Below are 20589 nucleotides of genomic sequence, written 5' to 3' on the forward strand. Positions count from 1 at the left end.
AAGATTCACCCCGTAACCCTTGTGTCCGTCGATCGTTCCCGTTCTCTCCTGGCCGGGCCTCCAGGGCATCCAGAGCGGCTTGACGTGCGAGGATTCGCTTCGTCCGCCGTATCCGCGTCGGGGCACGGGCCGCGGGCCTGCGCCCCGGAGTGGGTGACGGGCATTCTGGTCGGATGACAGACACCCTGAGCGTCCGGGCCCTGAACCGCGCAACGCTGGCACGGCAGCTCCTGCTCACGCGGGAGCCGATCCCCGTCACCGAGGCCGTGGAGCGGCTGTTCGGCATGCAGGCGCAGGAGCCCAAACCGCCGTTCCTGGGACTGTGGACGCGGCTGGACGGCTTCCAGGCGTCCGACCTGAGCAGCGCTCTGCACGACCGGTCACTCGTCCGCGCCACGATGATGCGCGCCACACTGCACCTGATGTCCGGTGCGGACTACACGGCGTTCCGTACGGCGATGCAGCCGATGCTGGACGGCGCCCTCCGCGTACTGGGCGACCGCGCCAAGGGAATGGATCTGACCAAGGTCGTCCCGGCGGCGCGTGCGCTTCTCGAAGCGGAGCCCCGGACGTTCAACGAGGTCCGCGCCCTTCTGCAGGAGCGGTTTCCGGACGTCAACGACAGGGCCCTGGGGTACGCCGTCCGGCTCTGCGTGCCGCTGGTCATGGTTCCGACCGAGGACAGGTGGGGCTACTCGCGTACGTCGCGGTTCACACCGGCCGATGACTGGCTGGGCGCCGCCCTGGCGGCGGAGCCCGCGGCAGACGAACTGATGCTTCGCTACCTGGCGGCCTACGGGCCCGCGTCCGCCGCCGACGCGCAGACCTGGTCGGGGCTCCCGTCGACCGGTGGGGCACTGGAGCGCCTGCGTCCCGGCCTCCGCGTCTTCACCGACGACAGGGGAAGGGAACTGTTCGACCTGCCCGACGCTCCGCGCCCCGGCGAGAACGTTCCGGCGCCGGCGCGCTTCCTGCCCGAGTTCGACAGCCTCGTCCTGGCGCATGCCGACCGCAGGCGCATCATCGCCGACGCGCACCGGCCGTCGCTCACGACCAAGAACCTCCGCGTCCGCGCCGTCTTCCTCTGGGACGGCTTCGCGCACGGCATCTGGGAGACGGAGTACAAGCGCCGGGTCGCGACACTGCGGTTGCGTCCCTTCGAGCCGCTCCCCCAGGCGGCCATCGACGAGCTGACCGCCGAAGGCGAGTCGCTCCTGCGCTTCATCGAACCGGACGCGAAGGAGACGGTCGTCACCGTCACCGACGACTGACCGCCTCATGCGGACCGCCTCGTGGGGACCGCCTCGTGGGGACCTCCTCATGCGGTCGCTCAGGCGATGGTCCGGCCCAGGCCTTCCCAGTAGGGCGCGCGCAGGTCCTTCTTGAGGATCTTGCCGCTGGGATTGCGGGGCAGGGCGTCCACGAAGTCGACCGAACGGGGGCGCTTGAACCCGGCCAGGCGGTCGCGGGCGTAGGCGAGCACCTCGTCCTCCGCAGCCGCGGCGCCCGGGGCGAGCACCACGACGGCCTTGACGGTCTCGCCCCAGCGCTCGTCCGGGACGCCGATGACCGCGACGTCGGCGATCGCCGGATGGGCGGCGAGGACCTCCTCGACCTCGATCGGATACACGTTCTCCGCACCCGTGACGATCATGTCCTTGATCCGGTCGGTGAGGAACAGGTAGCCGTCGGCGTCGACGTAGCCGGCGTCGCCCGTGCGGAGCCAGCCGTCCCCGGCGAGGAGCCGTTCGGTCTCCTCGGGACGGTTCCAGTAGCCCGGCGTGTTCTGCGTCGACCTGGTCAGCACCTCGCCGACCTCGCCCGCCGGCCGCTCCACGTCCCCGCCCGGCTCGACGATCTTCACCTCGACCCAGTCGTACGGGCGCCCGGCCGAGCGCATCAGATGGGCGCGCGGCCCCTCCGGATCATGGTCCTCGGGTTCGAGCTGGATGATCGCGCCGGTCGTCTCCGTCATCCCGTACAGCTGGAAGAGCGGCGCCCTGAACGTGTCGAGCGCCCGGCGCAGCACCTCCGAGGTGATCGGCGACGCGCCGTAGGTGATCGCCCGCAGCGCCGAATAGTCGCGTCCGGCGGCGCCGGGGACCTGGCACATGAACTGCAGCACGGCCGGGACGATGAACGCGTTGGTGATCCGCTCCCGCTCGAGCGTGCCGACCAGCGCGGCCGGGTCGATGTCGCGGACGAGGACCTGCCGGCACCCGGCGAACAGCCCCGCCAGGGCCCAGCCGGAGCCGCCGATGTGGAACAGCGGCATCGGGACGAGGCTGACCGACGAGCCGTCCAGCCGCCACCGGCGGGCCATCCGCTCCCCCACCTCGAAGTTGGCGTTGGTCAGCTGGACGCCCTTCGGGACCCCGGTCGTGCCGGAGGTGTAGAGCTGCACGACGACGTCGTCCGGGGTCCCGGCGAAGCCGGGGTCGTCGGCGGGATGCGCCGCGAGCCACGCCTCGTGGTCCGCGCCGGTGAGGACGACGCGTCCGGGAAACCCGGATGCGAGGGAGGCGAACTCCGCGTCCACCACCGTCACCGGCGCCTGCGCGTCCGCGAGGACCGCGGCGATCTCGGCGGGCGTCAGCCGCCAGTTGACCGGGGCCGTCACCGCGCCGATCTTCGCGGCGCCGAACAGCAGGTCGAAGAACTCGGGCGCGTTCTTGCCGACGTAGGCGACCCGCGAACCGTGCCCGAGGCCCGCCGCCAGCAGGGCCTGCGCGACCCGGCTGGAGCGCTCGTCCAGCTCGGCGTAGCTCACGGTCCGCCCGTCCCCGGTGACGGCGGGCGCCGTCCCCCGCTCGCGGGCGTGGTCACGGACGATGGACACGACCCGGTACTCCACTCCGACCCCCTCCGAATCTCGTTCGGTTATGTCCGGCCGACCCTATCGATTCCGGCGCAGCCGACGAAAGCACCCATCCGCCACCACATGCGGACATGACGCTGTGAGCGTGCACAACTTCGAATAGTGATCAATCCGATACCTGCACTGATTGAAAGATCCACAAAAGGGGTTCAAGCTGTCTCCGACGTCTGGAATGCCCCGCCCCGTTCCGTCCGACCGCCGACAGGACACGACCAATGTTCGAGATCTGGGAGACGAGTGAGCCGGCGCGGCTCATCAGCGACGCGGGGAGCCTGAAAGTGGCGCTGGAGAAGGTCGACACGATGTGCCGCCTGCGGCACGACCAGGCCGCGGCCCACGTGGGCGAGGCCGCGGAGGGCTACCACTTCGAGATCAGGGACCATCACGGCAAGGCCCTCGCGCGGCTCAGCTACGTCCCCGACACCTCTCGCGCCTACCAGAGCGTCGTCATCGAGGAGATGCGCGGCGTGGAGCGCCGCGACTAGGACCGCCGCGAACGGAACCACCGCCCCTCCCGCCCCCACGGCCCCCCGGCCGGGGGCCTTTCGGTTCCACCGGCCGAAACCGCGGGCATGAGGCGAGTCCGTCACCACCGGATGGCAGGATGCGTCGTACCCATGTGACCTCGGACGGCGGGAGTGGCGGTGCGGAAGGCGCGGCGGCGTTCACGGACCCGGGATGCGGCGGCCGCGGCTCCCCTCACCGATGACGCCGGCGGACTGGCCGCCGAGGCCGTGCGGTCCCTCCACCGCGGGGACGCCGCCGCCTTCCAGCGGCTCGTGGCGGAGCTGACCGGACGCCCCGGCGTTCCCGGCTGGCCGATCGCCGTCCGCCGATGCCTGGCCGCACGGCTGGACCAGGGGATCACCACGGCCTGGGAGCGCGGCTGGCAACCGGCCGACGTGGTCCGGTTCACGTCCCGCCGCCGCACCAGCAGACACGCACGCCTCGCCACGGACGCGATCGCGGGCGAGATGCGGGCCTACGCCGGCACCGCCGTGGACGACGGGTGGTACGAGCAACTCGCCGTCCTCGGCGCCGAGGTGTGGTGGGAGGACGATGACGAGCATCCGGACGCCTGGTGCGAACGCGAAGGGGTCGGACACCCGGCGTACGTCGCATGCGCCATCGAACTCGTCCACCTTCTGGAAGCCCTGCCAAGGCTCCCGAACCTGGGTCCACCCCCTGGCACGCCCGCCACAGGCCCGTCCCCGGGGACGGGGACGGCGTCGCGCGAGCGGATCCGGGACGTCGATCAGCGGACGCTCGGCCGGGTCAGGGCTCTTCTGGCCAAGGCGGAGTCGACCGAGTTCCCTGAAGAGGCGGAGGCGCTGAGCGCGCGCGCACAGGAACTGATGGCGCGGCACAGCATCGACCATGCGCTGCTGGCGGCGGAGACCGGTGAGATCGGCGGCCCCGCCGGGCTCCGCGTCGCGGTGGACAACCCCTACGACTCACCCAAGGCGGTCCTGCTGACGGTGGTGGCCGACGCCAACCGCTGCAGGGCCGTGTGGCACCGGGAGCTGGGGTTCTCCACGATCGTCGGTTATCCGGCCGATCTGGCCGCGGTGGAGATGCTGTTCACGTCGCTGCTCGTCCAGGCGACGTCCGCCATGGTGCGCGAGGGTCCCAGGCGCGATGCGCGGGGACGGTCAAGGACGCGTTCGTTCCGTCACGCCTTCCTCAACGCCTACGCCGCCCGTGTCGGGGAGCGGCTGCGGGAGGCGGCTGACAGGGCGGCCGCGAGCGCCGGCGGAAACACCCTGGTTCCCGTCCTGGCCCAGCGCGACCAGGCCGTCGGAGAAGCCGTCGGCACGATGTTCCCGAACCTCGCCAAGGGTCGGGCGGGTTCGGTGTCCAACCATGAAGGCTGGGTGGCCGGGCGGGCGGCCGCGGACCTCGCCAGCCTGAACGGGCGCCTCGAGGTCACCGGGGCGTATCACCGTTCCTAGCGCGCGGGGTCCCCCCGGGGGGCGAGGGGGACTTCCGGTCATGCACGCATTCCTTCTGATCGCGGGAGCGGGTCAGGCCTTCTTGCGCCGGGTATTGCCGCCCCGGCCACGGAGCGGCACGCCCGCCTCCTTCAGGACGTTGTAGATGAACCCGTACGACCGGCCGGTCTCGGCCGCCAGGTCCCGGATGCTCTCGCCGGCCGCGTACCGCGGGGCGAGTTCTGCGGCGAGTCGTGTGCGTTCGGCACCGGTCACGCGGGTGCCCCTCGACAGTGTTCGGGCCACGGGGACCTCCAGTTTCCAAGGCTGCGCCACGAGGCCCGTCCCCGCAGCTCACAGCAGTGTTGATCTCCCCAACGTACACATTCCCCCTGATTACGCCGTCGATGCCGCGCGAATCACCGCGAATTCGGCCGAAGCTGGTCTTTTCCGTGGTGAACGGCGTGTCGCAGCAGGACGGCGTGCGCCAGATCGCGGGCGTCGGCCCGCCCGCCCCGGGGACCGGCGTGATCGAGAGTTATCCCCAGAATCGGGTTCTACTGCTTCCGGCCGGGACGCCGCCGCATGCTTGCCAGGTCCCGTCCCGGCACGGAAGGAGCGGCCTCCGATGGCCACGATCACGTTTCCGGTCCCGTCCACCACGACCTCTCGCTTCGCCGTCGCGGCCACGAGCATCCCCGGCGACCTCGCAGGCCTGATCCGCCGAGGCCCGGCCGGCCCCTATCACGCCCACATCACCGGACGGCTCGGCTCCCCGCAGTTGCAGGCCACCCGGGAGGACCTCGCCTGCCTGCGCTGGGACCCCGGGCAGATCGAGGCGGCCGGCCCCGGGGACGGGCCGGCCGCGCGAGCCTTCAACGGCGCCACGGAATTCGCCGTCGTCACCGCCTTCGCACCGGTCACCGACCAGCCCCGCGGCGTCCAGGTCGCCCGCGCGGCCGCCTACGCCATCGCGGACGCCACCGGCGGCCTCGTGGCCGACCTCATCACGGGCCACATCCTGACGCGCACCACCGAGAGGACGCACTTCGTGCTGGCCGACCAGTGGCTCGGCGACGTCCTGCCGCCATTCCGCTCCAACGGCCGCTGCACGGCCGCGGAGCCCGACCTCGACCCGGAGGGGGTGAACGGCTGCGCCTGCGTGCGTCTCCGCACCCGCGGCCTCCGCCGCTTCGGCCTTCCCGAACTCCAGATGAGCGACGTCGCCTGCCCGCACGACCTCGCGGCGCTCAACGTCCTGCGCACCACCGCCCGGCGCCTCCTGACCGACCACTGGTCCTGGCTTGCCACCGGCCCCGCCGCCCGCACCCGCACGATCGTGGCCACCCCGCACCTCGGCCAGGGCGACTTCAACGACTTCTGGGGCTCTGCCCGCCGCCCGCACCCGGCACGGTTCCAGGTACGCCTGCGCCCGCTGGCCCCGCGCCTCCTCAGCGTCGGCCCACCCGAGGACTTCGGCGGCACGGTCAACGACTGGCTCTGCAGCGACACCCTCCCCATCGGCATGTACGACGTCCTGAAGGTCCCCGCCGACGCTCCACTCCCCATCGCCGCCTGAAACACGGTCGAACCGGCAGGAAGTCGAGCCGCACAATTCCGAGCCCGTCTCCGCGGCCAGGGTGGTGAAACCGGCGAGAGCCCTCGATAACGCCGAGTGAGACTTGTGGCACCACGCCGCAACCCGCGCCTGCTGATCAGGTCCGGTGAATCGCGCCTGAGCCACTGCGGACTTCGCGTGAAACCACCCGTGCGTCTTCGGACCGTCTCGCCGCGAACCACGTGTCGCCAGGAAAATCAGGGAAGGTGCATTGCCGGGCCGGCCGCGGCGCAGGCAACGAACCGACGAATCCGGATAATTCAGGATTCGCCGCGCATTTAACCCGCAGCGGGACGGAAGAGCAGCGATGATCGCAAGATCGACTGTGGGCAATATTCAACGCTCCGTAGCCAAAGTGACTACGATCGGCATTCTCACGGTGACCGACGCGATCCCCCGGGGCGAAGATGAACCGTTTCCTGGCACATCCCAGACTTGCCGTCGTGATCCGCGGCTTGCTCCGCTGTACCGGCGGGGTGCTGGGTTGTACCGCAATGGCCGGCGCCCTCTCCATCGGCATGGCCGCACCTGCCGACGCGGTCACCCGTGTCGAGCCGGAGCCGCGCTGGTCCATACCGCCCATCTGCCGTCACGCCAGGACCACCGGCGACTGGTACACCGCGTACAAGTGCCGGGAGGCATGGCTGGCGATGTACGAGAGGTCTCGCAGGAGGTCCGGGCGCGGTGGGGAGTTCCACCGCCGGGGAGACCGATACGACCGCACGCCCCGGCCCCCGCGCCGGCCCCCATCGCGCAGGCAGCTCGAGGAGTTGCTCCGCCAGCGGCCCACCGCGCCGGACTCGCCCGCCACAACGCCTCCACCACCGGCACCTCCGAAGATCACGGCATCGCCCACCGGGTCCCCGGAGCCGACTCCCGCACGCTCCCCCAGGTCGTCCGCCGAGCCGTCCACGGAACCGACTCCCATCCCCGCCCCCGCACGCACGACACTCACTCGTGAGGCGGAGGATCTCGAGTCGAGTCCACCCTCACTGCAGCCTGTGTTGCTCCTCGGCCTGCTCCTCCCCACCGTGGCGGCGATCTGCTACCCGTTCCGGCACCGCCTCTACGCCGTCGCCGGCCTCCCCCCGTTCACCACGTCCGGGCCCGTGGCACCACCGCAGACCGCCCCCCTCGATCACCGGCCCGCACTCGACCCGTTCGCGGTTCCGGCCCTGGGCCTGACCGGCCCTGGCGCGGTCGCGACGGCGCGGATACTGGCCCTGTCGGCCCTCGACGAGCACGGCGGGAACTCTCTGGTGGTGATACCGCGCCCCGATACCACCTGTCTGTTCGGCCTGGCCGAGGACGAGCTCCTCGACGACGACACCGCCGGCCTCTTCATACCCGGCAATCTCGACGCCGCCCTGGCATATCTCGAGACCGAACTCGCCATCCGCGAGAGCACGGGGGTGAGGCACGCACGCCGTCTCCTCCTGGTGGCCGATCCCGACGGAGAGACCGACCGGATCAAGGCCCTCCTCGACCGCCACCCCGGTGGCGTCTCCGTGATCCTGCTCGGCGCCGGGACGGGCGACCACGCCACCGTGGACGACGAGGGCCTGGTCGACGCCTCTCCCGCGATGGCCGCCTCCTTCCCTGAGCGCCTCCCGGCGATGTCCCGCACCGAGGCCCGCGACCGCCTCCTCTCGGCCCTCGCCCGTCAGAGCCGGGACCGGAAACCCCCGTCCAGACGCCGCTCCACCATCCGCCGCCCATAGACGCGCTTCCACAGCCCTCCCCCGGCCCGGGAGCCGAGGAACCCCGGTCTAGGACGGCGCCTGTTCCTGTATGGCGATCTCGGCCCTGACGGCGATGAGCGCACGGATCGCTCGGCTCAGGCGAGCGAAGTCCGGCGGCGCGTCGGAATCACGGTCCAGGTAGGCGGTGCAGCGCAGAAGCCAGCCGCGCAGGACGTCCTCGATCCTGGCCTCGGAGCGCCGCGTCTTGGTCAGGGCCATGTCGCGTTTCTCCTCTGCGATCAGCCGTACCAGGGTTTCGTCCGCTCCGAGGGCCTGGACATCGGCGAGCGCGTACCGGCCGAGCCGGTCCGTGGTGAGCTTGCGTTCACCGGCGATCCGGTCGAACGTCTTGCGGGGCCAGTCGAGGATCGTCGCCGCTCCCCCCGGGTCGACGGTGTCCATCAGCGGGCCCTTCCGGGCGGAGACGACCGACCGGACGGCGCGCGGGTCGAGCCGGTCCAGGTCGCGAAGGAGGTAGACCGGGTGCCCGCGGAAACTGCTGATGACGTTGAGGTCGCCCTGGGCGACCAGGACCTCGACGTCCCGCCGCTCGACGTCGAGCCCCACCCGCGCGGCCAGCCTCGCGGCGGCCCTGGTGGATCCGACCGGCGGTTCGTCTCCGAATCTGGCGATGACCTGCGCGCCGTGCCCCCTGGCCTCCTCGGCGAGCCTCGACGACCACCGTTCTCCGTCGAGGTCGGGTCCGGGCAGGATTCCGTGCTCCAGGCCGACGCGCATCTGCCACCGCGCGAGCCCGAGATGGCCGGCGAACTGGTGGGCCCCGTAATGGCCGCGAGTGATCTGGACAGGCATTGCCGTGCCCCTTTCTTTCCGCGATCGGACGTTGACGCGACAAGCCTCGCGGACGGACCGCGCGGCACATACCAGAATGCGATCCTGTGGAAAACCCGCAGGGAGCTTTCAGGACCTATCGGTCATTTCGGACGGTCGGGCTCGTCAAACGTGAGGCAGGGCATGCAAGGCTGCAGGGATGAACGCGATACGGCGGCTGGGGATCGGGCTTGCCGCGCTGGGGCGGCCCGCTTACATCAACGTGGGCAGGGTGGACGAACTGCCGTCCGGCCGGAGCGTCGAGGAGATGCGTCAGGCGACCTGGGACGTGCTTGACGCGGCCTATGCGTCCGGAATCCGCTGGATCGACGCGGCGCGGTCGTACGGCCGGTCGGAAGAGTTCCTCGGCGGCTGGCTCACCGCACGCGCCCCCGAAGAGGTGACGGTATCGAGTAAGTGGGGGTACACCTACGTCGGTGATTGGAAGACCGATGCGCCCGTGCACGAGGTCAAGGAGCATGGTCTCGACCGCTACCGGGCCCAGTACGCGGAGACGCTCGGTCTCCTCGACGGGGCTCTCTCGGTCTATCAGGTGCATTCGCTGACCGAAGAGAGCCCTCTGTTTCAGGACGTCCGGCTACAGGAAGCCCTTGCGGAAGCGGCCGCCGGCGGCGTTCGCGTCGGCTTCTCCACGTCCGGCCCGCGGCAGGCCGGCACGATCCGCCGGGCCATGGAACTGGAGGTCTCCGGACAGCGGCTCTTCAGGTCCGTCCAGTCGACGTGGAACATCCTGGAGACCTCCGCCGGGGAGGCTCTGCGGGAGGCGCGTGACGCCGGGCTGCATGTGCTGCTCAAGGAGGTACTGGCCAACGGGAGGCTCGCCGTGCGGCCGCCCATGGCTGCACTCGACCTCGCGTCCAAGAAGGGCGTCCGGCCGGACGCGCTGGCCCTTGCGGCCGCCCTCAGCCGGCCCTGGGCGGACACGGTCCTCATGGGCGCGGTCAGTCCGGCGCAACTGGAGGCCAACCTGGCTGTGACGGAGGTCGACCTCAGTGAGGACGAATGGGAGGTGCTGTCCGGCTTGAGCGTTCCGCCGGACGGCTACTGGGCCGAACGGAGTGCGCTTCCCTGGACGTGATGCGCTCCCGGTCGGACGGGACGCCCGGCCGTGGCACGATTGAGCGCGCCCACCATGATCGGATCCCGTTGCCCATGCAGTCAGACCTACCTCAGATGATCGGCCCGTACCGCGTGGTCGCCCGGCTCGGCGCCGGAGGAATGGGCGAGGTGTTCCTCGGGGCATCGCAGAGCAGGCGGCTGGTCGCCGTGAAGGTCATCCGGCCGGAGTTGCTGGACGATCCCAGGTGGAGGGCGAGGTTCCGCCGCGAGGTGACGTCCGCGCAGTCGGTCAGCGGCTTCTACACCGCGCCCGTCGTCGACGCCGATCCGGACGCGGACCAGCCGTGGCTGGCCACGCAGTACATCCGCGGTGTGAGTCTGTCCAAGGTCGTCCACGAGAAGGGGCCGCTCCGTGAGCGGACCGCATGCCGGCTGGGCGCCGGGCTCGCCGAGGCGCTGATCGCGATCCATCGGGCGGGGATCGTCCACAGGGACCTGAAGCCGTCGAACGTCCTGCTCGCCTCGGATGGGCCGAGAGTGATCGATTTCGGGATCGCGCGGCCTCTGGACGCCCTGCCCCTGTCGCGTACGGAGATCCTGGGAACGCCCGCGTACATGTCGCCGGAGCAGGCGCTCGGGGACCCGGTCCATCCGGAGAGCGACGTGTTCTCCCTCGGCTCGACACTCGTTTTCGCGGTGACCGGCGCGGCGCCGTTCGGGACCGGCCGCAAGGTGCGCGGACGCATCGTGCACGGGGAGCCGGACCTCACCCGGTTGCCCGCCCCCATGCGCGGGCTGGTGACGCGGTGCCTCGTCAAGGACCCCGAGGAACGGCCCACGCCGGAGCAGGTCCTGGTCGCCCTGTCGACGTTGCTGGATGCGCACTATGGCGAGGAGTGGCCTCCGATCGACGTCGAGCAGCTGATCGGCGTCCAGGAACGGACGCTGGTCGAGATCACGGCCGAGCTTCCGACCCTCCGGGAGCCGCCCCCATAGAACTGGACCGCCGCCCCTGCATCGCCGCGGACACGGCCGGCGCGACCTCGCCGGCGGTCAAGACCGGGTGGCGCCGTGAACGGCCGGAAACCGCCGGAACACCCGCGCCGGCCACCGTCAACGCGGAGGGCACGGATTGGCGCGTGTGATCACGTGGATACGATGAAGAACGGGACGATCGGAACGTCTACGCAGGTGTGGACACAGTTGGGATGGAGCGAGCATGTCGGATTTCGAGCTCAGCCACGCGGGTGGCCGGATGCCTCTCGAGTTGACCGAGTCGACGGAGGGCCCGTCGGGCCTCGGCGTGGGAAGCCTCCTCAAGGAGACGGGGCATGTCACGCTCGATCCCGGCTTCACCAACACCGCGTCCACCACGTCGGCGATCACCTACATCGACGGTGAGGCCGGCATCCTGCGCTACCGCGGTTACCCGATCGAGGAACTGGCGGAGAAATCGTCCTTCCTCGAGGTCGCCTACCTGCTGATCTATGGCGAGCTCCCGCCGCCCGACCGGCTGGCGGAGTTCACCGACAGCGTCCGCAACCACACGCTCCTCGACGAGAAGTTCCGTGCGTTCTTCTCCGCGTTCCCGCGCAAGGCGCACCCGATGGCGGTGCTGTCGTCGGCCGTCAGCGCCCTGTCGACGTTCTACCAGGACAGTCTCGACCCCTTCGAGCCCGAGCAGGTCGACCAGTCCAGCATCCGGCTCATAGCCAAGCTGCCCACCATCGCCGCGTACGCGTACAAGACCTCCAACGGCCAGCCACTGCTCTACCCCGACAACTCCCTCGGGTACGTGGAGAACTTCCTGCGCATGACGTTCGGCCTGCCGACGCAGCCGTACGAGATCGACCCTGAGATCATGCGCGTGCTGGACATGCTGTTCGTCCTGCACGCCGACCACGAGCAGAACTGTTCCACCTCCACGGTGCGCCTCGTGGGGTCCAGCCAGGCGAACCTGTTCTCGTCGGTGTCGGCGGGTGTCGACGCGCTGTTCGGCCCGCTGCACGGCGGGGCCAACCAGGCCGTCCTGGAAATGCTGGAAGGAATCCACGAGGACGGCGACGACATCGACTCGTTCGTGCGCCGCGTCAAGGACAAGGAGCCCGGCGTCAAGCTGATGGGCTTCGGCCACCGGGTCTACCGCAACTACGACCCGCGCGCCGCGGTCGTGAAGAGGGCGACGGGCAAGGTCCTCGACGCGCTCGGCAAGTCCGACCCGCTGCTCGACCTCGCCATGCGCCTCGAAGAGGTCGCCCTGAGCGACGACTACTTCGTCGAGCGGAAGCTCTACCCGAACGTGGACTTCTACACCGGCGTCATCTACAAGGCGATGGGTTTCCCGAGCAACATGTTCACCGTCCTGTTCGCGCTGGGCCGCCTGCCGGGCTGGATCGCCCAGTGGCGCGAGATGCTGAACGACTCGTCGACCAAGATCGGACGTCCGCGCCAGGTTTATGTGGGGCCGGGCGAGCGCCGCTATGTGGAACCGTCCGCCCGCTGACACGCACCTCTTCGCGCATTCCTTCTCGATACGCGCCGTTCGATCGTCACCCGTGCATGGCGGGCGGGTTTCGCGCCCGCCCGCCGTCGACGGGATCACCTCCGCCCTCTGTGCCTTCTGATCGCCTTAATGCGACATTTGCACCTTTTCTCGTCCCCGTTATCCACAGAATTCAGTTCTACTTCTTTTCCCGTGCCGCCTCCTGAAAGCTGAACGGCACAACCCGTCCGAGGGCCTGAGGAGGCTGCAATGCCCGTCACCATCACGGTTCCCGAAGAGGCGACCGCCGGCTTCGTCGTCGCCGCCGACAAAGACCCCGGCGACCTGACGGCGGCGATCCTGCAACGGCTCCCCAGCCCCTTCGCGGCGGCGGTGTCGATGCGCATCGGCACACCCCGTCTCGTCACGGCCTGCCATCGCGCCGCGGACTCCCCCTGGGACCTGAGCGCAGTGACCGGCGCCGACCACGAGGACGCGGAGAGGGCCCGCCAGGCCACACGGCACATCGGCGTCACCTCCGTCCTGCCGGTCGGCGAACTCCCCTCGGGGCCGCACCTGGCGCGCGCCGCCGCCCAAGCGATCGCAGAAGCGCTGTGCGGCGTGCCCGTGGACCTCGCCTCGAACCAGGTCCTGCCCGTCGTCCCTTTCGGACGCTTCGACGAGTTCGTCCTCGCCGACCACTGGATCGGCGCCGCCCTGCCCGCCGACCCGGACTCCGGCGGATGCCCCGCCGAGGGGGACGCCATCGACGGCTGCGCCTGCGTCCACCTCACCACCCGCGGCCTGCGCCGGTTCGGGCTGCCGGAACTGGAGATCACCGACGTCGCCTGCTCGCACGACCTGGCCGCGCTCAACATCCTCCGCACGACCGCGCAACGGCTCCTCCCCCTGGGCAGGCACCCGGGCGAGCACACCCTTCCCGCCGAGCTGATGCTGACGGGCCCCGACTTCTCCGCCTTCTGGGGACACAGCGACCCGATGTGGGACGACGGCCCCATCCCCGTACGACTGACGGAGGCGGCCCACCACCGCCTGGGCATTCGCCCGCCGGCGAGCTTCCCCGGCACCCTGAACGAGTGGCTGTGGGACGAACTCCCGCCCATCCTGCACGAACTGCTCAGCTGCGAACCCGACCAGACAGCGCTCACCTGACCGACCTCGGTAGCGTCGGGCCGCATGGAGAGCGATCGGGCGCCAGGGGCGCCGGCGGAGGTGCTGGAGGACGTCGCGGCCGAGCGCGACGCCCAAGACCGGATACGGGGTGTCCAGGACGGTAGGGCGGAGCATCCACTCAAGGATGCGGGCGGGCGTGCCGAGAAGCTGGTCCGGGACCGGATCCCCGAGATCATCCGGGCCACCGGACGGTCGCCGGAGATCCGCGTCGCCGGTCCTGAAGAGCACGGCGCACTGCTGCGCGCCAAGCTCTACGAGGAGGCCGGGGAGTATGCCGCGAGTGGTGATCCCGCCGAGCTTGCCGATCTCCTGGAGGTCGTCCACGCCCTTGCGGCACTTCACGGAATCACGCCCGGCGAACTGGAGGAGCGGCGTTCGGCCAAGGCGGCCGAGCGGGGAGGATTCTCGGACCGCCTCGTACTGCAGTTCCGTGGATGACCCCGGTCAGCGCCAGACTCGGCGGAGCGTCCAGGGGCCGTCGACCGCGCCGATGACCTCGGCGATCGCCGGACCGTCCGGCGTGGCGACCTGGAGGCGGTAGAACCTCGACTGGCCGGGCGCCTGCCATTCCTCGAGCACGCGGCGCACCCGGTAGCGGCCGCGCGGCCCGGTGATCTGGGAGGGTCGGCCCGTGGGGGTGGTCTCCGCGGAGACGGGTTCATCGATCAGCACGGGACGACACACTAGTCCGAACATACGTTCGAGCAAAGCGGAACACACGTCAGGGGGTGGTCGAGGGGCGGGAGAAGCAGGCCAGGAACCGCTCGGCGAGGCCGCCGTCGCCTTCCAGGATGAGTTCACCGGAGTCAGCGGGCTCCGCCAGCGGACGGCCGCCGAACGCGAGGGCTCTGAACGTCCCGACATCGGTGGTCAGCGCGGCGTCGGCGCGAGCCGGAGCCTCGGTGCGGGCGACGTGGAACCGTCCGGCATCGATCCCGGTCACGAAGAGATCGTCCTCGAAACGCAGGGCCAGGCGGACGCTCAGGCCCGGGGCGGTGTCCGGGTCGAACGTCGTCTTGAGCGCGAACATCATGGCGTCCGCGCTCAACTCGCCGGTGCACGATGGATCGAGGGGGCCGCGGCCGCCCCACCTCGCGAGGGCGAACAGGACCGGTTCGAGGTCCCGGCCGCGGGGGGTCAGCTCGTACGCCGGGGCGCTCACCGGCGGCCCGAGCACCCGGTGCCGGACGACTCCGGATTCTTCGAGGTCGCGCAGACGCTGCGACAGGACGTTCTGGCTCATCCCGGCGAGCCCGCGGTGCAGCGCGGTGAACCTCTTCGGTCCGAGGAGCAGTTCGCGGACGACGAGTAACGCCCATCGTTCCCCGATCACGTCGAGCGCCCGCGCGATGCCGCACGGATCGCCGTAGTTCCTGCGACCAGCCATAGGAAAACGATATAGGCTGCTCCTAAATTAGGACCGACCGTGAGAACGAGCCGGGCGACCGGTGGCGCACATGACAACGGGAGTGACGATGGCGACGTACGCGCTCATCCCAGGAGCGGGCGGCCAGGCCTGGTATTGGCATCGGCTCGTTCCGGAGCTGCGGGCGCGCGGCCATGACGTCGTGGCCGTGGATCTTCCGGCCGGTGACGACTCGGCCGGCCTCCGCGCGTACACCGACACCGTGGTGGAGGCGATCGGCGACCGGGCGGGGGTCGTCCTGGTGGCCCAGTCCATGGGCGGCCTCACCGCCCCGCTCGTCTGCGATCGGATCCCGGTGGACCTGCTCGTCATGCTCAACGCAATGGTCCCCGTCTCCGGCGAATCGGGCGGCGCCTGGTGGGACAACACCGGCCAGGCGCAGGCCATGGCCGACTACGCGGCCGGCGAGGGGAGAGCCGTTCCGGCCGAGTTCGACCCCAGGGAGAGCTTCTTCCATGACGTCCCGCCGGATGTGACGGCCGAGGCGTTCGCTCAGGAGGAGACGCCGCAGTCGGCGACGCCGTTCGCGGAACCGTGGCCGCTCCGCGAGTGGCCGAGCGTCCCCACCGTCTTCCTGCAAGGACGAGACGACCGCTTCTTCCCACTCGAGTTCCAGCGCCGGGTCGTGCGCGAGCGGCTGGGCATCCCGGTCGACGACATGCCGGGCGGGCACCTCGTCGCGCTCAGCCGGCCCGGGGAACTCGCCCAACGCCTGGAGGCCTACCGCACCCGCACGGCATCCCGCTAGGCCTTTAAGACACCGCCCTAGCCGTCCCTGGCCAAGAGACCGGTGACATGGCCAGGCTTGGCGGTCGGTCGGTGAGGAGACCTCCGAGGCGGGGCCGGGGAGGGAGGCGCTGGGAGCCGGTGCGCTTGCGGGCGGTGCCGGCCGCGGCGCGGATGGTCACGGCCGTGGCAGGCGCGGATGTCGCGTGTGCAAGGTGCCGCTTCGGCCGGGGCGTTGTTCAGCCGGACGTCGTGCGCCGGCGGTGTGCCTTTCTGGCGGCAGGAGGAGCTGCAGAATCGGGCGGGGCGGCCCGTGCGTGCGGGGATGAGGGGCGCCGCGCACACCTCACAGCGAGTTTCGTTACGCGATGGGATTTCGTTTCGTTACGGACCGGAGTCCGTCGCAGACCAGTCCGAGCACCTGGCCCCGGCCCTGCTGTGAGGGCCGCTGCGCTCAGTGACGCGCGGGCGTGCTCGGAGCCGCCTCCTTCGGCACGGGCCTTCGATCAGCGGGGGCGGACGAGGCCGGTTTCGTAGGCGGCGATGACGAGCTGGGCGCGGTCGCGGGCGTGGAGTTTGGCGAGCAGGTGCCCGATGTGGGTCTTGACCGTGGCGGGGCTGAGGTGCAGGTGCTCGGCGAGTTCGGTGTTGGACAGGCCGCGGGCGATGAGGGCGAGGACCTCGCGTTCGCGGTCGGTGACGCCTTCCAGCCCGGCGGGCGGCGGCTGGGCGGGTCCGGGGCGCCGGACGAACTCGGCGATCAGCCGCCGGGTCACCGACGGCGCGAGCAGGCACTCGCCGGAGGCGACGACCCGGATCGCCGACAGCAGGTCGGGGGGCGGGGTGTCCTTGAGCAGGAAGCCGCTGGCCCCGGCCCGCAGCGCCGAGTAGACGTAGGAGTCCAGGTCGAAGGTCGTGAGCATCAGGACGCGGACTTCGGGAAGGTCGCCGCAGATCCGCCGGGTCGCCTCGATGCCGTCCATCTCGGGCATCCGGACGTCCATGAGGACGAGGTCGGGGCGTTCGCGTCCGGCCAGCTCGACCGCCTCGGCGCCGGTGCCGGCCTCGCCGACGGTGCGCAGACCGGGCGCGGTGTCGATGAGGACGCGGAAACTGCCCCTCAGCAGGGCCTGGTCGTCGGCGACGAGAACGCGCAGTTCCAAGGGTTCCCTAGGGTTCGTACGGGAAGGCGGCCGATACGGCGAAGCCGCCTTCGGGACGGGGTCCGGCGGTGAAGTCGCCGCCGTACATCATGACGCGTTCGCGCATGCCGATCAGCCCGTGCCCGTCGCCGCCCGGGAGGACGCGGACACCGGGGCCGTCGTCGGTGACGTCGATGCGCAAGCGGAGTCCGTCGGCCTCGACGCGGACATGGCAGTGGGCGGGGGCGGCGTGCTTGACGACGTTGGTGACCGCTTCCTGGACGATGCGGTAGGCGGAGAGTGCGACGCCTTCGGGCAGTTCCCCGGCGTCGACCTCGAGGTCGACGTGGACGCCGGCCATCGCGGCCCGTTCGGCGAGGCCGGTCAGGCCGGCCAGGCCCGGGGACGGTGCGAGGTCGGTGCCGGTTCCGCCGGTCCGCAGCACGCCCAGCAGGTGGCGCATTTCGGCGAGCGAGCCCCGGCTCGTCGTCTCGATGACGCGGAGGGCGTCGAGGGCCTCCTGCGGGCGGGCCTCGGCGACGTGGACGGCGACGCCGGCCTTGACGGCGATCAGGCTCATGCTGTGCGCGACGACGTCGTGGAGTTCGCGGGCGATGCGGAGCCGCTCGTCGGAGACGGCCCGGTCGGCGAACTGGCGGGCGGAGCGGGCGGTCTCCGCGCGCCGTTCGCGGACGACGCGGCCGAGGGACCAGGACGCGCCGAGGACGGCGACCCCGAGCAGCAGCCGGCCGGCGGACTCGGCATGCCGGTTCGCGGGGCCGGCCATCGCGCCGCCGAGGATGACGGCTCCGCTGATCACGCCGATCAGCGGTGTCGGGATCCACCGCCGGCGGACGCGGGTGAGGGCGACGACGTAGAGGGCGAACGCCGGCCCGACGAAGGAGTCCCAGGGCAGCCCGAGGAGCAGCATCACCGTCGAGGCGGACAGGACCGCCGCGAAGACGGGGACGGGCCAGAGCCGCCGCACCGCGAGCGGCAGTCCGACTGCGGCGGCGAGCGGCAGCACGAGGGCCGCGGAGGCGTCGGTGTCTCCGGGCAGCAGGAGCAGCGCGAGCATGCAGACGGCCGCCGCACCGGCGTCCAGGCCGATCAGCCGGCGCCGGCCGAGCCGTCTGGAGAACGGGGAGCGCAACTCGGAATCGTCCACGTCACGAAGGTAGCGGGACGCCGGGGCCGGCACCTCGTGCCGCCGGACGTCATACCTGGGGCGGAGGCGCGGGGGCGGTCTCGGAGCACGGTCGCACGCGCGGTCACCGCCCGGGTTCCGATGTGCGGAGGGGCCGCCGGAGACGACCGTTGACGGCATGATCGAGGTACATGAGCTGACCAAGCGCTACGGCGCGACGACCGCGGTGGACGGCCTGTCCTTCGTGGTGAGGCCGGGCACGGTGACCGGGTTCCTCGGGCCGAACGGCGCCGGGAAGTCGACGACCATGCGCGTGCTGCTGGGGCTGGACGCGGCGACGTCCGGTGAGGCGCTGGTGAACGGGGGCCGGTACGCGGCGCTGCGGCGGCCGATGCGGGAGGTGGGGGCGCTGCTGGACGCGGGCTCCGTGCACGGCGGGCGGCGCGCGTTCGACCATCTCGGCTGGCTGGCGCGCAGCAACGGGATCGCCGCGGGGCGGGTGACCGAGGTGCTGGAGCAGGTGGGCCTTGCCGGGGTCGCGCGCAGGCGGGTCGGCGGGTTCTCGCTCGGCATGCGGCAGCGGCTCGGGATCGCGGCGGCGCTGCTGGGCGATCCGGGGGTGCTGATGTTCGACGAGCCGGTGAACGGGCTGGACCCGGACGGCGTCCGCTGGGTGCGGGAGCTGATGGGGGCTCTGGCGGCCGCGGGACGGACCGTGCTGATCTCCAGCCATCTGATGAGCGAGATGGAGCTGACCGCCGACCGGCTGATCATCATCGGCCGGGGGCGTCTGATCGCCGACACGTCGGTGCGGGAACTGGCGGACCGGTTCCGGCGCGGGGTCCTGGTGCGCACGCCGCGTCCGGCCGATCTGACCGCGGTGCTCGCCGCGGCCGGGGGCGTCATCGAGTCCCTGCCCGCGGTCGAGTCCGTGCCCGGCGGCGTGCCCCTGCCCGGCGGCGCCCTGACGATCACCGGGCTGGACGTCGCTGCCATCGGCGACATGGCCGCCGCGCAGGGCATCCCGCTGTACGAGGTGACGCCGCGCAGTGCCTCGCTGGAGGAGGCGTACATGGAGCTGACCGCCGGCAGCGCCGAGTTCGGGGCGGTGGCGTCGTGACCGACGCGCTCGCGGCGGAGTGGTACAAGCTGCGGTCGGTCCGTTCCACCTGGTGGGTGCTGGCGGCGACGGCCCTGTCCTTCGCGTTCGTCATGCTGCTGGCGTTCCAGACGGCGCACATCTGGGACGGCCTGCCGGCCGAGCGCCGCGCGGAGTTCCTGCTGCGTCCGCTTCAGGAGATCGGCGGGTGGGTCGCGGGGCTGTGCCTCGCCGTCCTCGGCGTGCTGTCGATCACGTCCGAGTACCGCACCGGCATGATCCGCACCACCTTCGCGGTGCTCCCCCGGCGCCGGACGGTCCTCGCGGCCAAGGCGGCGGTGGTCGGGACGGTCGCGCTCGTCGCGGGCGAGGCCATGACGGTCGGCTCGTTCCTCGGGACGCGACTCGTCATCGGAGACCGGCCGTTCCCGGACCAGCGGGCGTCCATCGCGCACGAGCTGCCGGGTTTCGTCATCTCGGGGACGTCGGTGGCGATGTTCGCGCTGCTCGGCCTGTCACTCGGCGCGCTGCTGCGGTCGACGGCCGGGGCGCTCGTGTCGGTCGTCCTGCTGTGGCACGTGGTGCCGATGCTGGTCCTCCACCTGCCGGAGCCGTGGAACGGGCGCCTTGGGTCGGTGGTGCCCAGTGCCCTGCCCAGGCAGGCCGCCGGGCTCGGCGCCGACAATTCCATCTACGGCGACCTGCTGTCCCCGGGTGCGGCGGCGGCCGTGATGGCGGCGTACGCGCTCGCCCCGCTCGGCTTGGCCGCCCTCGCGCTCACCCGCCGCGACGCCTGACGGGCCCGGAGACGCGGTCGGCGGCGTCCCCCCGAGGGACGCCGCCGGCCGATCGTGCGCGGCGGGTTCAGCCCGCCTGCAGGGAGGACGTCCGGACGGCGAGGCGCTCGCGGAGCATGTCGATGGCCTCGTCGATGCGCGGCGCGGCGGCCTGGGCGCGGACGCGGCGGCCGTTCATCTCGACGACGGCCCGGGCCAGCGCGGGGCGCGGCAGCGACGGGTCTGCCACGACGCTCAGCGTGACCTGGACGGACGTGACGCCCCGGGCGTCCCTCAGCGCGGCCTGGACGGCGCGATCCGCCGCCGCGCGCTCGTGCGCCGTGACATCGCCCGAGGTCAGGAATCGGATCTCCGCTCGTTCACGGGTCGCGTTCATGAATCCCCCATATACGGGTTCGGTGGTCGCATCTGCTGAGCGGCGATGATGATCGCCTCTCTGCTCTCTCCAACGCCGCCTGCATCCCGGACCACTCCCGGGTCGAACGAGAGCTTCATC

21 protein-coding genes are annotated in these 20589 nt (G+C 71.2%); 13 read left to right on the plus strand and 8 right to left on the minus strand.

Annotated elements, in window-relative coordinates; genetic code table 11:
- The first annotated feature begins 173 nt into the window (after positions 1-173).
- Positions 174-1271, plus strand: coding sequence for a winged helix DNA-binding domain-containing protein (locus tag ACGFK0_RS34530; protein WP_392912704.1), 1098 nt, complete (start codon positions 174-176; stop codon positions 1269-1271).
- A gap of 59 nt (positions 1272-1330) precedes the next feature.
- Here the strand turns inward: ACGFK0_RS34530 and ACGFK0_RS34535 are convergent, their stop codons facing one another.
- Positions 1331-2839: a long-chain-fatty-acid--CoA ligase gene (locus ACGFK0_RS34535; protein ID WP_392912705.1), complete on the minus strand. Its 1509-nt coding sequence runs from the start codon at positions 2837-2839 to the stop codon at positions 1331-1333.
- 254 nt (positions 2840-3093) lie between these two features.
- On the opposite strand from ACGFK0_RS34535, the gene ACGFK0_RS34540 reads away from it, so the two are divergent.
- Together ACGFK0_RS34540 and ACGFK0_RS34545 are read left to right on the plus strand one after the other, a co-directional pair.
- Positions 3094-3363, plus strand: coding sequence for a hypothetical protein (locus ACGFK0_RS34540; protein WP_392912706.1), 270 nt, complete (start codon positions 3094-3096; stop codon positions 3361-3363).
- A 159-nt stretch (positions 3364-3522) separates the two neighbouring features.
- Positions 3523-4830 (plus strand): DUF2786 domain-containing protein, encoded by a 1308-nt coding sequence (locus ACGFK0_RS34545; protein ID WP_392912707.1) that lies wholly within the window; start codon positions 3523-3525, stop codon positions 4828-4830.
- A gap of 72 nt (positions 4831-4902) precedes the next feature.
- On the opposite strand, the gene ACGFK0_RS34550 is transcribed toward ACGFK0_RS34545, so the two are convergent.
- Positions 4903-5115 (minus strand): helix-turn-helix domain-containing protein, encoded by a 213-nt coding sequence (locus ACGFK0_RS34550; protein WP_358468696.1) that lies wholly within the window; start codon positions 5113-5115, stop codon positions 4903-4905.
- A gap of 322 nt (positions 5116-5437) precedes the next feature.
- Here ACGFK0_RS34550 and ACGFK0_RS34555 point away from each other — a divergent pair, with 322 nt between their 5' ends.
- Both ACGFK0_RS34555 and ACGFK0_RS34560 read left to right on the plus strand, forming a co-directional pair.
- The gene (locus tag ACGFK0_RS34555) at positions 5438-6388 is read left to right on the plus strand and encodes a hypothetical protein (protein WP_392912708.1); all 951 of its coding nucleotides are present in this window, start codon (positions 5438-5440) and stop codon (positions 6386-6388) included.
- A gap of 1040 nt (positions 6389-7428) precedes the next feature.
- On the plus strand, positions 7429-8148 hold the full coding sequence (locus ACGFK0_RS34560) for a hypothetical protein (RefSeq protein WP_392912709.1): 720 nt from the start codon (positions 7429-7431) through the stop codon (positions 8146-8148).
- Between the two features lie 48 nt (positions 8149-8196).
- On the opposite strand, the gene ACGFK0_RS34565 is transcribed toward ACGFK0_RS34560, so the two are convergent.
- A complete protein-coding gene (locus ACGFK0_RS34565; RefSeq protein ID WP_392912710.1) occupies positions 8197-8982 on the minus strand; it encodes a hypothetical protein in 786 nt (261 codons plus the stop codon).
- Positions 8983-9160: 178 nt separating this feature from the next.
- Here ACGFK0_RS34565 and ACGFK0_RS34570 point away from each other — a divergent pair, with 178 nt between their 5' ends.
- From ACGFK0_RS34570 to ACGFK0_RS34590, 5 genes are all read left to right on the plus strand, one after another.
- Complete coding sequence (locus tag ACGFK0_RS34570; protein WP_392912711.1) at positions 9161-10099, plus strand: aldo/keto reductase; 939 nt, start codon at positions 9161-9163, stop codon at positions 10097-10099.
- 95 nt (positions 10100-10194) lie between these two features.
- Positions 10195-11076: a serine/threonine-protein kinase gene (locus ACGFK0_RS34575; protein ID WP_392912712.1), complete on the plus strand. Its 882-nt coding sequence runs from the start codon at positions 10195-10197 to the stop codon at positions 11074-11076.
- A gap of 223 nt (positions 11077-11299) precedes the next feature.
- Positions 11300-12583 carry a citrate synthase gene (locus ACGFK0_RS34580; protein WP_392912713.1) on the plus strand — a complete coding sequence of 428 codons (1284 nt, stop codon included), beginning with the start codon at positions 11300-11302 and terminating at the stop codon, positions 12581-12583.
- A 249-nt stretch (positions 12584-12832) separates the two neighbouring features.
- Positions 12833-13735: a hypothetical protein gene (locus ACGFK0_RS34585; protein ID WP_392912714.1), complete on the plus strand. Its 903-nt coding sequence runs from the start codon at positions 12833-12835 to the stop codon at positions 13733-13735.
- 24 nt (positions 13736-13759) lie between these two features.
- The gene (locus tag ACGFK0_RS34590) at positions 13760-14194 is read left to right on the plus strand and encodes a hypothetical protein (protein WP_392912715.1); all 435 of its coding nucleotides are present in this window, start codon (positions 13760-13762) and stop codon (positions 14192-14194) included.
- Between the two features lie 6 nt (positions 14195-14200).
- Here ACGFK0_RS34590 and ACGFK0_RS34595 read toward each other — a convergent pair whose 3' ends face one another.
- On the minus strand, positions 14201-14428 hold the full coding sequence (locus ACGFK0_RS34595; RefSeq protein ID WP_392912716.1) for a hypothetical protein: 228 nt from the start codon (positions 14426-14428) through the stop codon (positions 14201-14203).
- 49 nt (positions 14429-14477) lie between these two features.
- Positions 14478-15143: a winged helix-turn-helix transcriptional regulator gene (locus ACGFK0_RS34600; RefSeq protein ID WP_392912717.1), complete on the minus strand. Its 666-nt coding sequence runs from the start codon at positions 15141-15143 to the stop codon at positions 14478-14480.
- Between the two features lie 70 nt (positions 15144-15213).
- Here ACGFK0_RS34600 and ACGFK0_RS34605 point away from each other — a divergent pair, with 70 nt between their 5' ends.
- Positions 15214-15930, plus strand: coding sequence for an alpha/beta fold hydrolase (locus ACGFK0_RS34605; RefSeq protein WP_392912718.1), 717 nt, complete (start codon positions 15214-15216; stop codon positions 15928-15930).
- Positions 15931-16414: 484 nt separating this feature from the next.
- On the opposite strand, the gene ACGFK0_RS34610 is transcribed toward ACGFK0_RS34605, so the two are convergent.
- Both ACGFK0_RS34610 and ACGFK0_RS34615 read right to left on the minus strand, forming a co-directional pair.
- Complete coding sequence (locus ACGFK0_RS34610; RefSeq protein WP_392912719.1) at positions 16415-17071, minus strand: response regulator; 657 nt, start codon at positions 17069-17071, stop codon at positions 16415-16417.
- 7 nt (positions 17072-17078) lie between these two features.
- Positions 17079-18218: a sensor histidine kinase gene (locus tag ACGFK0_RS34615; RefSeq protein ID WP_392912720.1), complete on the minus strand. Its 1140-nt coding sequence runs from the start codon at positions 18216-18218 to the stop codon at positions 17079-17081.
- Positions 18219-18375: 157 nt separating this feature from the next.
- On the opposite strand from ACGFK0_RS34615, the gene ACGFK0_RS34620 reads away from it, so the two are divergent.
- Both ACGFK0_RS34620 and ACGFK0_RS34625 read left to right on the plus strand, forming a co-directional pair.
- Positions 18376-19317, plus strand: coding sequence for an ABC transporter ATP-binding protein (locus ACGFK0_RS34620; RefSeq protein WP_392912721.1), 942 nt, complete (start codon positions 18376-18378; stop codon positions 19315-19317).
- Positions 19314-20093: an ABC transporter permease gene (locus tag ACGFK0_RS34625; RefSeq protein WP_392912722.1), complete on the plus strand. Its 780-nt coding sequence runs from the start codon at positions 19314-19316 to the stop codon at positions 20091-20093. Before ACGFK0_RS34620 ends, ACGFK0_RS34625 begins: the two co-directional genes overlap by 4 nt.
- Positions 20094-20160: 67 nt before the next feature.
- On the opposite strand, the gene ACGFK0_RS34630 is transcribed toward ACGFK0_RS34625, so the two are convergent.
- Complete coding sequence (locus ACGFK0_RS34630) at positions 20161-20469, minus strand: hypothetical protein (RefSeq protein WP_392912723.1); 309 nt, start codon at positions 20467-20469, stop codon at positions 20161-20163.
- Positions 20470-20589 lie beyond the last annotated feature (120 nt).

Source organism: Spirillospora sp. NPDC048823 (assembly GCF_043198445.1).
GTDB lineage: Bacteria > Actinomycetota > Actinomycetes > Streptosporangiales > Streptosporangiaceae > Spirillospora.